The 13,200-nt window shown below is 44.6% G+C and carries 11 protein-coding genes, 1 tRNA gene and 1 pseudogene; 8 read left to right on the top strand and 5 right to left on the bottom strand.

The window, feature by feature from the left end:
- Positions 1-8 precede the first annotated feature (8 nt).
- A complete protein-coding gene (locus D3222_RS15250; protein WP_118986914.1) occupies positions 9-1,259 on the top strand; it encodes a multifunctional CCA addition/repair protein in 1,251 nt (416 codons plus the stop codon).
- A 65-nt stretch (positions 1,260-1,324) separates the two neighbouring features.
- Here D3222_RS15250 and bacA read toward each other — a convergent pair whose 3' ends face one another.
- Together bacA and folB are read right to left on the bottom strand one after the other, a co-directional pair.
- Positions 1,325-2,143 (bottom strand): undecaprenyl-diphosphate phosphatase, encoded by an 819-nt coding sequence (bacA, locus tag D3222_RS15255; RefSeq protein ID WP_118986924.1) that lies wholly within the window; start codon positions 2,141-2,143, stop codon positions 1,325-1,327.
- A gap of 176 nt (positions 2,144-2,319) precedes the next feature.
- Positions 2,320-2,670, bottom strand: coding sequence for a bifunctional dihydroneopterin aldolase/7,8-dihydroneopterin epimerase (gene folB, locus D3222_RS15260; RefSeq protein WP_118986915.1), 351 nt, complete (start codon positions 2,668-2,670; stop codon positions 2,320-2,322).
- Between the two features lie 106 nt (positions 2,671-2,776).
- On the opposite strand from folB, the gene plsY reads away from it, so the two are divergent.
- Positions 2,777-3,436 (top strand): glycerol-3-phosphate 1-O-acyltransferase PlsY, encoded by a 660-nt coding sequence (gene plsY, locus D3222_RS15265; protein ID WP_118986916.1) that lies wholly within the window; start codon positions 2,777-2,779, stop codon positions 3,434-3,436.
- A 67-nt stretch (positions 3,437-3,503) separates the two neighbouring features.
- Here the strand turns inward: plsY and tsaD are convergent, their stop codons facing one another.
- Positions 3,504-4,517, bottom strand: coding sequence for a tRNA (adenosine(37)-N6)-threonylcarbamoyltransferase complex transferase subunit TsaD (gene tsaD / locus D3222_RS15270; RefSeq protein WP_118986917.1), 1,014 nt, complete (start codon positions 4,515-4,517; stop codon positions 3,504-3,506).
- 294 nt (positions 4,518-4,811) lie between these two features.
- Here tsaD and rpsU point away from each other — a divergent pair, with 294 nt between their 5' ends.
- The 6 genes from rpsU to D3222_RS15300 all read left to right on the top strand — a co-directional run bounded on the left by rpsU (position 4,812) and on the right by D3222_RS15300 (position 10,675).
- Complete coding sequence (gene rpsU / locus D3222_RS15275; protein WP_001144069.1) at positions 4,812-5,027, top strand: 30S ribosomal protein S21; 216 nt, start codon at positions 4,812-4,814, stop codon at positions 5,025-5,027.
- A 120-nt stretch (positions 5,028-5,147) separates the two neighbouring features.
- Positions 5,148-6,893, top strand: coding sequence for a DNA primase (gene dnaG, locus D3222_RS15280; protein ID WP_118986918.1), 1,746 nt, complete (start codon positions 5,148-5,150; stop codon positions 6,891-6,893).
- Between the two features lie 170 nt (positions 6,894-7,063).
- Positions 7,064-8,908, top strand: coding sequence for an RNA polymerase sigma factor RpoD (gene rpoD / locus D3222_RS15285; protein WP_118986919.1), 1,845 nt, complete (start codon positions 7,064-7,066; stop codon positions 8,906-8,908).
- A 466-nt stretch (positions 8,909-9,374) separates the two neighbouring features.
- Positions 9,375-9,451, top strand: a tRNA-Ile gene (locus tag D3222_RS15290).
- A 210-nt stretch (positions 9,452-9,661) separates the two neighbouring features.
- On the top strand, positions 9,662-9,958 hold the full coding sequence (nadS, locus tag D3222_RS15295) for a NadS family protein (protein WP_118986920.1): 297 nt from the start codon (positions 9,662-9,664) through the stop codon (positions 9,956-9,958).
- Positions 9,959-10,399: 441 nt separating this feature from the next.
- Positions 10,400-10,675 (top strand): helix-turn-helix domain-containing protein, encoded by a 276-nt coding sequence (locus D3222_RS15300; protein ID WP_198672828.1) that lies wholly within the window; start codon positions 10,400-10,402, stop codon positions 10,673-10,675.
- A gap of 590 nt (positions 10,676-11,265) precedes the next feature.
- Here D3222_RS15300 and dinQ read toward each other — a convergent pair.
- Both dinQ and D3222_RS15305 read right to left on the bottom strand, forming a co-directional pair.
- Entirely contained in the window at positions 11,266-11,358 is a 93-nt protein-coding gene (gene dinQ, locus D3222_RS26555; RefSeq protein ID WP_274521077.1) for a damage-inducible type I toxin DinQ, read from the bottom strand.
- Positions 11,359-11,780: 422 nt separating this feature from the next.
- Positions 11,781-13,200, bottom strand: a pseudogene (locus tag D3222_RS15305) (hypothetical protein); the annotation flags it as partial.

The raw sequence follows: 13,200 nt of genomic DNA on the forward strand, positions 1-13,200 counted from the left end.
CATATCAGGTGAGAGTCTATCTGGTTGGTGGCGCAGTACGTGACCACCTGCTAAATTTTCCTGTGGAAGAGCGGGATTGGGTCGTTGTGGGAGGAACACCAGAAGCGCTGTTATCCCAAGGATATCTGCAAGTTGGCAAAGATTTCCCCGTGTTCCTACATCCCCAAACCCATGAAGAGTATGCCTTAGCACGCACTGAGAGAAAATCCGGCCTGGGATATACCGGTTTTACGTGTTATGCAGCGCCGGATGTCACACTGGAAGACGATTTGCAGCGTCGTGATCTGACAATTAATGCGATCGCTCAAACACCCGCTGGTGAACTGGTCGATCCTTATCATGGTGTTGATGATTTGAACAACCGTATTCTACGCCATGTTTCTGATGCTTTCTCTGAAGATCCGCTAAGGGTATTACGAGTGGCTCGTTTTGCCGCCCGTTTCGCCCATTTAGGGTTTACCATCGCGCCAGAAACACAAGCATTAATGTCAAATATGGCAATTAACGGCGAGTTATCAGCACTCACACCAGAACGTATCTGGAAAGAGACCGAGAAAGCCCTTGCCAGCCATTCCCCTCAGATCTTTTTTCAGGTTTTACGGGATTGTGGTGCATTGGCGGTGTTGTTTCCTGAAATTGATAATTTGTTTGGCGTTCCCGCACCAGAGAAATGGCATCCTGAGATCGATACCGGTATTCATACGCTGATGGTACTGAAAGTAGCGACTAAGTTAACAGATAAAGTCGATAGCCGTTTTGCTGCTCTATGCCATGATCTTGGCAAAGGGCTGACACCACCAGAACAGTGGCCTCACCATTATGGACATGGGCCAGCCGGTGTTAAATTAGTTGACCAATTGTGCCAACGTCTGCGTGTTCCTAATTCTGCCCGTGATTTGGCAAAACTGGCTGCTCAGTATCATGATTTAGTGCATACCATCGCTCAATTGCGGCCGAAAACATTACTTAAGTTGTTTGATGCCGTTGATGCATGGCGTAAACCTCAGCGAATAGAGCAATTAATTATCATCAGTGAAGCCGATGCGCGGGGTCGTACCGGTTTTGAAAATACCCCCTATCCACAAGGTGATTATCTGCGACAGGCATTCAAAATCGCCAGCCAGGTTCAGGTGAAAAACATTGTCGACAGCGGATTACGCGGTGCGGACATTGGTCATGAGTTACGACGTCAGCGTCAGCACGCATTGGCGGAATGGAAACAACAAAACAATACAGTTCAAAACAAGACTGTTACCTGAAATATCCCCTGATATCAAACACTAGGCAATATTTGAGTTAAATTGACATCAGGGGGAACCATTCACTACATAAATACCCAGTAAACAGCGGCTGCCACAATAAAACGGTAGATAGCAAATGGAATAAAAGATATACGCTTAATCAATGCCAGAAAAGTTTTAATAGCGACTAACGCGACAACAAATGCAGTAACAAAACCAACAGCAAACATTGGGATATCAGAAGCACTCAAAAAATGCAGGCTTTTATATAAATCTAATCCACTTGCTCCCATCATCATCGGTACAGCCAAAATAAACGAGAATTCTGATGCAGTATAACGATTAACCCCCATCAGCATTCCACCAGAAATTGTCGCACCTGAACGGGAAAATCCCGGCCATAAAGCCATACACTGAAAACAGCCAATCATAAAAGCCTGACGATAAGTAATATCATCCAGCCCTTCTGCTTTCGGTATTTTAGGTTTCAATATTTCTGCTGTAATCAGCAACACACCACCCATAACCAAGGCGTACATCACGCTTTGTGGGTTAAACAGTGATTTGATAACATCGTGGAACAGCAACCCAAGCGTTACCGCAGGTAGCATTGCCACAATAATATGGCTCAGTTTCAGTTTGCCATTAGTTTTACCTTCATGAGGAACTTCACCAAAGTGAATGCCAATGAGCCCAAACAAGCGACGCCAAAACACCACTACCACAGCAAGGATAGATCCAAGTTGGATAATAACTTCAAATGTTTCAGCTTTATCGCCAGTAAATCCCAACATATGGCCAACAATGATCATATGGCCGGTAGAGGAAACAGGAAGAAATTCAGTTAGCCCTTCAACAACACCAAGAACCGCTGCATGAAACAAGGTAGAAAGGTCAGTCATATAGAGAGGTCGCCCATTAATAAATACCCGAAACAAGTAGCCTGGAATAACCCCAGCTACCATTATTCCCATTGTCATTAATCAATTAACATGATTATCAAGCCTGGCACTACTGCACGCCAGTCTATGTAAGAACAATGACAATAATATGGCAGCTGAATTCACTACTGATCAGATTATTTTTTTCTTTCAATAATAACACCCACTTGACGAGCCTGCGCGACAGCACCCGGTTTACTAACTTTTATCCGTACCCACGGCGAATTAAAGCGTTTTAACAGCAGATCCGCTACCTCTTCAGCTACTCTTTCAACCAGAGCAAAATTCTGATTTTCTACATGGTTGATAATCACTTCGCTAACTTTGGCATAATCCAGACAATATTCGACATTATCACTGGAAGATGCGCGTTTATTATCCCATCCCATTTCGATATCGAACACTAACTTCTGTTTAATGGTCTGTTCCCAGTCGTAAACACCAATTGTGGTAATAACGACTAACTCCTCAATAAATACGATATCCATCACGTCATTTTCCTGTTTTTCAACTTGTCGGATACCACTTCCGACTAAATATGCGTATTATCCATGACTAGGCTAAGAAAACGACCATTATTATTGGGGAGACATTATGAGTGCTATCGCGCTTGGTATGATCATCTTCGCGTATCTTTGCGGTTCAATTTCCAGCGCAATACTTATTTGCCGTCTGGCTGGGCTACCTGATCCTCGTCAACATGGTTCAGGCAACCCAGGCGCAACAAATGTATTACGAATTGGTGGCCGCAGTACTGCGGCAATAGTATTAATTTGTGATGTTCTAAAAGGGATGATCCCCGTCTGGTTGGCTTATCAACTCTATGTTCCCCCTTTCTATTTAGGAATTACAGCAATCGCTGCTTGTCTCGGTCATATTTACCCGATCTTTTTCCAATTTAAAGGCGGTAAGGGTGTCGCAACTGCTTTTGGTGCTATTGCGGCAATTGGCTGGGATCTGACAGGTTTGATGATGGGTACCTGGCTGCTGACCATATTACTGAGCGGCTATTCTTCTTTAGGGGCCATTGTCAGTGCCTTGATAGCACCATTCTATGTCTGGTGGTTTAAACCCGAATTTACTTTTCCCGTAGCCATGCTCTGCTGTCTGGTGTTACTACGTCACCATGATAATATCCAGCGTCTGTGGCGCGGCCAAGAAAATCGTCTCTGGAACAAGCTAAAAAAGAAAAAAGAGATGGTCGAAAAAGAAAAAAACCGAACAGAAAAAGAGCAAAGAAAAGAAAATCAATAACAGGGCCGGATAAAAACCAGCAACTCATTGAGTTACTGGTCTTTTATTTTCATTATATCAAGAAGATTTATAATGGAGGTAATTCCGACAATGGCCAGCGGGCTTTGACTGTCACGCCAAGTGAGTCATTCCCCTCTCCTTTTAGGCGGATCATGCCGGCAAGCGCAATCATGGCGCCGTTATCTGTACAGAATTCAGGACGCGCATAAAATACTTCGCCACCCAATTTTGCCATGACTTCTTCCATTTTAATACGCAATGTTCGGTTGGCGCTGACACCACCAGCCATCACTAGTCGCTTGAATCCGGTCTGCTCAAGTGCTCTTTTACATTTAATCGCTAATGTATCAACTACCGCGTCTTCAAAAGCACGGGCAATATCCGCTCTAGTCTGCTCATCATCGCTGTTGCCATGAATAGTATTAGAGGCAAAAGTTTTCAATCCTGAAAAACTGAAATCCAGCCCAGGGCGATCTGTCATCGGGCGAGGAAATATAAAACGCCCAGCTTCTCCTTTCTGAGCCATTCTGGAGAGTACCGGCCCACCTGGATAATCCAATCCCAGTAACTTAGCTGTTTTATCAAATGCTTCACCAGCGGCATCATCTATTGATTCACCAAGCAGCTCATATTTACCGATACCCGTTACACTAATAAGCTGTGTATGACCACCAGACACCAGCAAAGCCACAAACGGGAATTCAGGGCTGTTATCTTCCAGCATTGGAGCTAGCAAATGCCCTTCCATATGATGAACAGGAATCGCAGGAACATCCCAAGCAAACGCCAGAGAACGGCCAATCGTCGCCCCCACCAACAACGCACCAACCAGACCAGGACCTGCTGTATAAGCCACCGCATCAATATCTTTACAGGTTAATCCTGCCTCTTTCAAAGCAGCTTGAATCAAGGGCACTGTTTTGCGGATATGGTCACGTGAAGCCAATTCAGGCACGACACCACCGTAATCAGCATGCAGTTTAATCTGACTGTATAATTGATTTGCCAATAAACCGGCTTCGTCGTCATAAATTGCGATTCCGGTTTCATCGCAGGACGTTTCTATACCTAAGACTCGCATTACACTACCTATATTCCACAGAAGAGAGCCAGTTTATCATTAATAAGATAATTTGCGCGGCTTACATACTGACTATTTTTGCTGCTTAGTCTATAATCACTCCTCTACATAAAATCCCTGTGTGGTTATCATCAATATTACGGAACTGATTTGCAGATCACCGTCGTAGTGTTGTTGTTTCAATTTGCCGCGGCGCTTTACAAAGCCATGTTCATTGAAGTAAAATTCCGCACCATTTTAAGATGGCTGGCATCCCACGCCAGCAAGACCGATTTCTATTGAGGTGAGAGGCACATGCCGGTAATTAAAGTACGTGAAAACGAGCCATTCGACGTAGCATTGCGTCGCTTTAAGCGTTCCTGCGAAAAAGCAGGTGTATTAGCAGAAGTTCGCCGTCGTGAATTCTATGAAAAACCAACGACTGAACGTAAACGCGCTAAAGCTTCTGCTGTAAAACGTCACGCCAAGAAGCTGGCTCGTGAAAACGCACGCCGCACTCGTCTGTACTAATCCTTGCGGTTGATCCGCATAGTGATTGAATTTGCAGACAATAGTAGTTGCAGATAAAGGCCGTGCTTTCCGAAAGGGAGCGCGGCTTATTGTCGTTCATCAACAGGCGTAAAAGGGCTTATGGCTGGACGAATTCCGCGCGCATTTATCAATGATTTATTAGCTCGTACCGATATCATCGATCTGATCGATGTTCGTGTGCCACTTAAAAAACAGGGTAAAAATCACCACGCGTGCTGTCCATTTCATAACGAAAAGACACCCTCGTTTACTGTTAATAGCGATAAACAGTTTTATCATTGCTTTGGTTGCGGGGCTCACGGCAACGCCATCGATTTTCTGATGAATTACGATAGACTTGAGTTTGTCGAATCCATCGAAGAATTAGCTGCTATGCATGGTCTGGAAGTCCCTTATGAAGCAGGTTCCAGTAGCAGTCAGATAGAACGTCACCAAAGACAAAACCTTTATCAACTGATGGATAAGCTTAACAGCTTCTATCAAAATGTATTAAACACTCCCGCTGCACAACAAGCCCGGCAATATCTGGCTCAGCGTGGGCTCAGTGAAGAAATTATCCACCGTTTCTCGATTGGTTTCGCTCCCGCTGGTTGGGACAACACCTTGAAGCGGTTTGCTCATAATGCAGAAGATCGTCGACAGTTAAATGACGCTGGAATGCTGGTCGCAAATGATAATGGCCGTACCTATGACCGCTTCCGCGAACGAATAATGTTTCCAATCCGTGACCGCAGAGGGCGCGTGATTGCATTTGGTGGACGTGTTCTGGGAGATGCACTCCCAAAATATCTCAACTCACCAGAGACTGAAATTTTCCATAAAGGCCGCCAGCTATATGGCCTCTATGAAGCACAACAAAATCACAGTGACCTTTCACGATTATTAGTAGTTGAAGGTTATATGGATGTGGTAGCACTGGCGCAGTTTGGTATCGATTATGCTGTTGCCTCACTAGGTACTTCGACTACATCGGAGCATATTCAATTACTTTTCCGCGCTACTGATAACGTCATCTGTTGCTACGATGGTGACAGAGCCGGGCGAGATGCAGCATGGCGGGCATTGGAAACAGCGCTCCCTTATCTGAATGATGGTAGGCAGTTACGTTTTATGTTTTTGCCTGATGGCGAAGATCCTGATTCACTAGTCCGTAAGGAAGGCCGGAAAGCATTTGAACAAAGAATGGAACAATCTCATACATTGTCTGAATTTCTGTTCGAATCATTACTGCCACAAGTTGATTTGAGTAATCCTGAAGGGAAAACAAAACTCAGTTCACTTTCCGTACCATTGATTAACCAGATTCCGGGGGAGGTTCTGCGTCTCTATATGAGACAAGAACTTGGCAATATGATGGGCATCCCTGATGCAGTGCAGTTGGAACGTTTATTGCCGCAGCATCTGGAAAGTGGGAATAATTATCAGATGCCGCAGCTAAAACCGACAACTATGCGTATACTTATAGGACTGTTGGTACAAAACCCACACTTAGCCGCTTTAGTTCCCCCCCTACAGGGAATTATGCAGGCCAAAATTGCAGGCTTACCATTATTTATGGAGCTTGTGGAGGTTTGTCTTACTCAGCCAGGGCTGACAACTGGACAACTGCTAGAGCAATATCGTGATAATAAATTTAGTAAACAACTTGAAAAATTGGCTACATGGAACGATATACAAGTAGAAGAAATAGCAGAAAATACATTTCGTGACGCGTTGGATCATCTTGTTGATTCAGCGTTAGAAGAACGTTTAGACATTCTTATCGCCAAGGCAAGAACTGAAGGACTGACACCGGAAGAGCGCGAAGAAGTTCGCCTGATTAATGAATCCCGTGCCAGAAAGTAAACACTGAATTCACGGCTTAAATGCCGCATTAGGTAGGGAAATAACCCTACATTTTGCCGCTATAAGTGGGCAGCGGCAATATAACGAAAACGCCCTTAAAAGTTATTGTTGGCAGATTAGTTTCGCCGACCGACACCAACCCAAATACTCTGAAGTGTGGATACCGTCTTATGGAGCAAAACCCGCAGTCACAGCTAAAGCTACTTGTCACCCGTGGTAAGGAGCAAGGCTATCTGACCTATGCTGAGGTCAATGACCATCTGCCGGAAGATATCGTCGATTCCGATCAGATCGAAGATATCATCCAGATGATCAATGACATGGGCATTCAGGTAATGGAAGAAGCACCTGATGCCGATGATCTGATGCTAGCAGAAACCGCTAACGACACAGATGAAGACGCTGTGGAAGCTGCTGCGCAAGTCCTGTCTAGTGTTGAATCTGAAATCGGTCGCACCACCGACCCGGTACGTATGTACATGCGTGAAATGGGTACCGTTGAGTTATTGACCCGGGAAGGTGAAATTGACATTGCTAAACGCATTGAAGATGGCATCAATCAGGTACAGTGCTCCGTTGCTGAATACCCTGAAGCAATCACCTACTTACTGGAACAATATGACCGTGTGGAAGCAGGTGAAGCTCGCCTGTCGGATCTTATCACCGGTTTCGTTGACCCGAACGCAGAAGAAGAACTTGCACCTACTGCCACTCACGTTGGTTCTGAACTTCCACAGGAAGAGCTTGATGATGATGAAGACGACGATGATGAAGACAGTGATGACGATGGTGATGATGACAACAGCATCGATCCAGAATTAGCGCGCCAGAAATTCCAAGAACTGCGACAACAGCATGACATCACCCGTCAAGAAATTAAGGCAAACGGTCGCAATCATCCAAATACTGCGGCCGAAATCTTAAAACTTTCAGAAGTTTTCAAACAGTTCCGTCTAGTGCCCAAACAGTTTGACTATCTGGTCAACAACATGCGTTCTATGATGGATCGCGTTCGCCTTCAAGAACGCCAGATCATGAAAATATGTGTTGAACAGTGCAAAATGCCGAAGAAGAACTTCATCACTTTGTTCTCCGGTAATGAAACCAGCAACATTTGGTTTACCGCTGCAAAAGCAATGAACAAACCGTGGTCTGAAAAACTCCTTGAGGTGGAAGAAGAAGTACAGCGTGGCCTGCAAAAACTTCGTCAAATTGAGGAAGAAACCGGTTTAACCATTGAACAGGTGAAAGATATCAACCGTCGTATGTCCATCGGTGAAGCAAAAGCCCGCCGAGCGAAAAAAGAGATGGTTGAAGCCAACTTACGTTTGGTTATTTCAATTGCCAAAAAATATACCAACCGTGGCCTGCAATTCTTGGATCTGATCCAAGAAGGCAACATTGGCCTGATGAAAGCGGTTGATAAATTTGAATATCGTCGTGGTTACAAGTTCTCAACTTACGCCACATGGTGGATCCGTCAGGCAATTACACGTTCAATTGCCGACCAAGCTCGTACTATTCGTATACCCGTTCATATGATTGAGACAATCAACAAACTCAATCGTATTTCCCGCCAAATGTTGCAGGAAATGGGGCGTGAACCAACGCCGGAAGAGCTGGCAGAACGTATGTTGATGCCGGAAGACAAGATCCGTAAGGTACTGAAAATTGCCAAAGAACCTATCTCAATGGAAACGCCAATTGGTGATGATGAAGATTCACATTTAGGTGATTTCATTGAAGATACAACGCTGGAACTGCCACTGGATTCTGCAACTTCAGAAAGCCTGCGTTCAGCAACCCACGATGTCTTGGCAGGACTGACCGCTCGTGAAGCAAAAGTACTGCGTATGCGTTTCGGTATTGATATGAATACTGACCATACATTGGAAGAAGTCGGTAAACAGTTTGACGTTACCCGTGAACGTATCCGCCAGATCGAGGCGAAAGCACTACGTAAACTACGTCATCCAAGCCGTTCTGAAGTTCTGCGAAGCTTCCTTGATGAATAATCGGAAATTTTATTCATTCTGACTAAAAAGCGTCTGTCCAAGCAGACGCTTTTGTCTTTTATATCGGAGATACTCTAAGTCCTCTGACAATATAGTATTTATACAGAAATATCATCACAGTCTCCTCTGATATAACTCAACTAACATTCTCTCTAGCCGATAGATAAAAAAGTCGTTTTCTATCTGGTGATTAAGGAAGAATGAAAAGGATATGATTATCATTCAAATAATCACGTATAAAATAGATTTTCATCGGAATAACATATGACCAGATGACACAAAATCGCTTCTGAAAAATCAATCCAGTAATAGATAAAAACGTTAAATAGACCATAAAAAAAACTAATATATATCACTCCCCATTTTCACTACTTACTAAAAACGCAATTTTGCACATAAAATGATCATACGAATTTACAAAGCTAGACCGCGAGCAAAACTGTACGTATAATCTCTCCCATTCAACGGCCCCTTAGCTCAGTTGGTCAGAGCAGGCGACTCATAATCGCTTGGTCACTGGTTCAAGTCCAGTAGGGGCCACCAGATTTTAGCTGATTTATCAGTACATTAAGCCACTTCGTAATGAGTGGCTTTTTTGTTTCTAGTAGTCAGCGGCGACAAAATGGCGACAGAGATTTTTTCATAAAGCTATTGCCTGGATGAAAACACACTAGCCAGCCTCAATTTCTGGGCGCAAATTACAGTAATCAACACCGTGTAGATATGTAGTAATATTTATACAACAGAGAGACTATGGACAAAAAACTTTTTAACGATCTGATTGAAAGCATGAATCAGATGGTAGCGATTGAAAAAGGAGAGCTTTCTGTTCCTGCTGAAAATATTCATCACCATCGTCTGCCTGATGTAAAAAACCTACGCGAAACCTTTGGGTTAAAGCAAAGTGAATTTGCCGAAGCTGTTGGCGTTTCTGTATCCCTAATTCAAAGCTGGGAACAACACCGCCGTATTCCTTCTGGTTCATCACTGAAACTACTTAAGATGCTTGAGCGTGATCCTGCTCTGATTAATGAATTAAGCACACTTTAATGCTTTCACTTTCTCCCTGTCGTAATGCAAAAGGAGAAAATAATTTCAGTTCTGTATATCCTGTAAAGCCGCGTTCTATCTAATTTCTACGACAAAGCACAGCTTTCCGTCGTGATCTTATTTTTCACGTAAAATATAATTTTTCCTTTAATATCATTGCATTGTAATTTTCTCCGTGATCCTCTTTTGAGCCAAAAACTGAAATCTCCTGAAAATCTTTTCAAACCTTTCAGTTTATGATTTCTCCCACTCCGCCAGTGCTGGCGCGGTTTGGCAGTTTGCCTTGTAGGATTTTAAAACTGAAAAAATTTTTTGATCCAAGGCGTGCAGGCGGGTGCGGTGTAGTGCCGTTTTCGTCATAAGTGCAGCAAGACAAACCGTGACTAAGGTATTTATTTGATTCTTGAGTCAGATAATACAATCGGTTAAAGTAGTGTCGCCATCGTCAAAATCCAAGACTGGCATACCGCCGATATTATCGCTGCGATACGTAAGAAGAATAAGACGCTGGCATCATTGTCCAGAGAGCACGGTTTGAACTCTTCAACATTAGCCAATGCTTTAACGCGACCCTGGCCTAAAGGGGAATTGTTGATCGCTCAGGAAATTGGTGTAACCCCTGCTGAAATATGGCCTAGTCGGTATTTTGATGAAAATGAGCAGCCTATCAAACGAACCGTTCGACATGATTTACCAAACAATTCTGATATCACATAAGTTATTTCTATATCCGAAAAAGTAACGACAACTTTTAAACCATTAAACTAATACAGTACTCTGAATTATCAGTTTCTTATTACACTCATTGCCCATTCTTTAATATCAGAATTGTATTCATAGATCTATGAAGGTGTAAAAAAGCCCGCATGTTGCGGGCGAGATAATTGTATTTCAGCCCATCAGAACACGAACCAGTAGAGTTGATTGATACCGCATTTAAAAAGGCGTCCTAATGTTATTATGCGTATGACTCGCAGTAAACTGAAAATTATTTAACTATATCAATCGATTAACTCATTAACTCCATTATACTAATCTGTTGACTACCCTCCCATACTACTGGAGCAATAATCGCTTGAGCACGGGTTCAAATCCAGTCGGGATTGCCAAATTTAAGCTGCCAGATCAGTATATTAGACCACTTAAACAAGAGTGGCTTAGTAGGTTGATGAGTGCATGATGCTGCATGCATCTGGTTGCGTTTTGTGAGAGGTAAAGATTATAAAACACAGTAGCTTGATCAAAAGCCGTAAATGTTAAAGGCCACCGGGAGGTTACCCCGATGGCCTTAGCTACGTTTCCGTTATCTATTTCAGAAATGCACGGATCAGCTCTAAAAGCGCGATTAACGCTTTGAGAACGATGATAGCAGTATCAATAAAGGCTTTGAATGCTTTCATCCGTTTGCTCCAGTTGAGGAGCACGATTTACCCAGCCGTTGCCTTTACATTGCCTGTCTGGCTGGTTCTCATCAATGTTAGTTGAAGTGGATCGCGCTCCGGCCGAGGCTCTGAATCAGCACCACCTGTATTCAGCCAGGACTTACGAAAACTTGCGTAAGAGATACACAGGCTAAAACGCTCCTCAACTAACAGCCGTTGATTATAAGTTTATTTGGATACGATTCAATGGATTAATAGATAGGTAAAAACAAAAAAACCAACTGGTGAGGTTGGTTTTTTTGTTTTTGCGCTCTTAAACAGGTTGGTAACCCCAAGCTTAGCGCGATCCACTTCAACTAACATGAGAATTTTAATGCTTAGAACCGGAAATATCAACCGATAACATGACTATAAAACAAACAACACAGGCAGATTAAAAGTCACCCAATCACCGGCAAATATTTCTGTTTCAGCCCATCGGATTTATAGACCGTGTTCCTTATCGCGCTGGCGTTCTCCGGCGTGCCTGTGTTGTGGTGCGTATGCGCGGCGGTCAGTTCCGCCAGTTCTTTAACCACATCCAGCGTCTCTAACATCAAAGTCATAACGTTGATTTGCTGGCTGCCCACCCAGACCACTGGCGCGACGATTTCTTGCCGGGCTCCGGCGATGCTCTGCTTAAGCAGGCCAATTTTTTCTATCAGCGTTTGCCCGATTTCGATATTGGCCTCTTTCCCCACACTGGCAACGAAATTTGATGATGTCGCCACACTATAGTCACCGTCTGCGATTTGCTGGACAGCCCCCGCCAACAGCGTAGACGTGCCCAAAACCGTGGTTTTATCCGTGGCCTGTATCGTGGTTTCCCGTGCAACTACGGTGCGTGTTTCCGTGTCTGCCCTGACTGCACGGTGCATGGACGATTCGTTAATGGTCTGGTCAGTTTGACGAATCCAATGCCCCTCCTGCGTGACGCGCTGCGAAACTTCCGCCCGCTGTTGCTGCAATTGTTCGCCTGGCTTGATATCGGGTAAGGTATTGCCCTGGCTTAATGTCTGCCGGATAAAGGGCTTGTCCGGCCTGCCCGCCCGCCTCAAAAGCGACTTCAACCACCGTTCCGACTGGCGGATATTGAAACAGACCGGATTCACTGCCCGCCATCGGCAAAGGCAGCGGGACAGGGTGGTAAACAGGGACAGCGGCATCCTGACCGTCATTATCTAGCAATTGAACATCAACGGCATAGCGTGGCCGGAATGGATCGGAAATATCACCGCTAGTCGTGCTTTCGGTGTGTGCCTCAATACGGGCGAATTTGGGTAAGTGCAGCCCTGCCGACAATTCGGGATAGGCGGCATCAATCTGGCGCCGAATGGGCGTTCTGGTCTGAGACTGACCGGTCAGTTCGTTGACGGCTTCCCATGTAATCACCATGTTTTCATTGTTCAGATTAACTTTGTTCAGCCGGTGCTGATTGACTACCACACCTGGGCGCAACGATGGGATCATGGGAATGGTCATGGCATTGCCCGCCGTCTGGCGCTGGCTAAATTCATTGGGGATCTCTACCGGTTTCCCCGCAAACATCGAATGCGCCCCACTGCCGACATAAACCGAGCCATCCGGCAATTGATACCAGAGATAATCCTCAATCGAAAAAACCTGCCCAAGATTAGCCAGCAACTGATAGCCGGTACCATAATGAGTAAAATGCGGGATAGGTGTCTCCGTATAAGGGGCAGCCGGCAATGTGAAGGTGAGTCCGCTGTGCTCCTGCAACCAGTCCGCAATCTGGTTCAGTGTTGGATGCTGAAATGAACACGACCATAATCGGTCAAACACCCCGACCAGCTCACGCAC

This window comes from Photorhabdus sp. CRCIA-P01, from assembly GCF_003545805.1.
Taxonomy (GTDB): Bacteria; Pseudomonadota; Gammaproteobacteria; order Enterobacterales; family Enterobacteriaceae; genus Photorhabdus; species Photorhabdus antumapuensis.

Coding starts and splice junctions, on each gene's coding strand:
- dinQ (WP_274521077.1), bottom strand. CDS start 11,358: ATGAAAGCATTCAAAGCCTTTATTGATACTGCTATCATCGTTCTCAAA.
- plsY (WP_118986916.1), top strand. CDS start 2,777: ATGAGTGCTATCGCGCTTGGTATGATCATCTTCGCGTATCTTTGCGGT.
- nadS (WP_118986920.1), top strand. CDS start 9,662: ATGGACAAAAAACTTTTTAACGATCTGATTGAAAGCATGAATCAGATG.
- bacA (WP_118986924.1), bottom strand. CDS start 2,143: ATGACTGACCTTTCTACCTTGTTTCATGCAGCGGTTCTTGGTGTTGTT.
- tsaD (WP_118986917.1), bottom strand. CDS start 4,517: ATGCGAGTCTTAGGTATAGAAACGTCCTGCGATGAAACCGGAATCGCA.
- folB (WP_118986915.1), bottom strand. CDS start 2,670: ATGGATATCGTATTTATTGAGGAGTTAGTCGTTATTACCACAATTGGT.
- rpsU (WP_001144069.1), top strand. CDS start 4,812: ATGCCGGTAATTAAAGTACGTGAAAACGAGCCATTCGACGTAGCATTG.
- rpoD (WP_118986919.1), top strand. CDS start 7,064: ATGGAGCAAAACCCGCAGTCACAGCTAAAGCTACTTGTCACCCGTGGT.
- dnaG (WP_118986918.1), top strand. CDS start 5,148: ATGGCTGGACGAATTCCGCGCGCATTTATCAATGATTTATTAGCTCGT.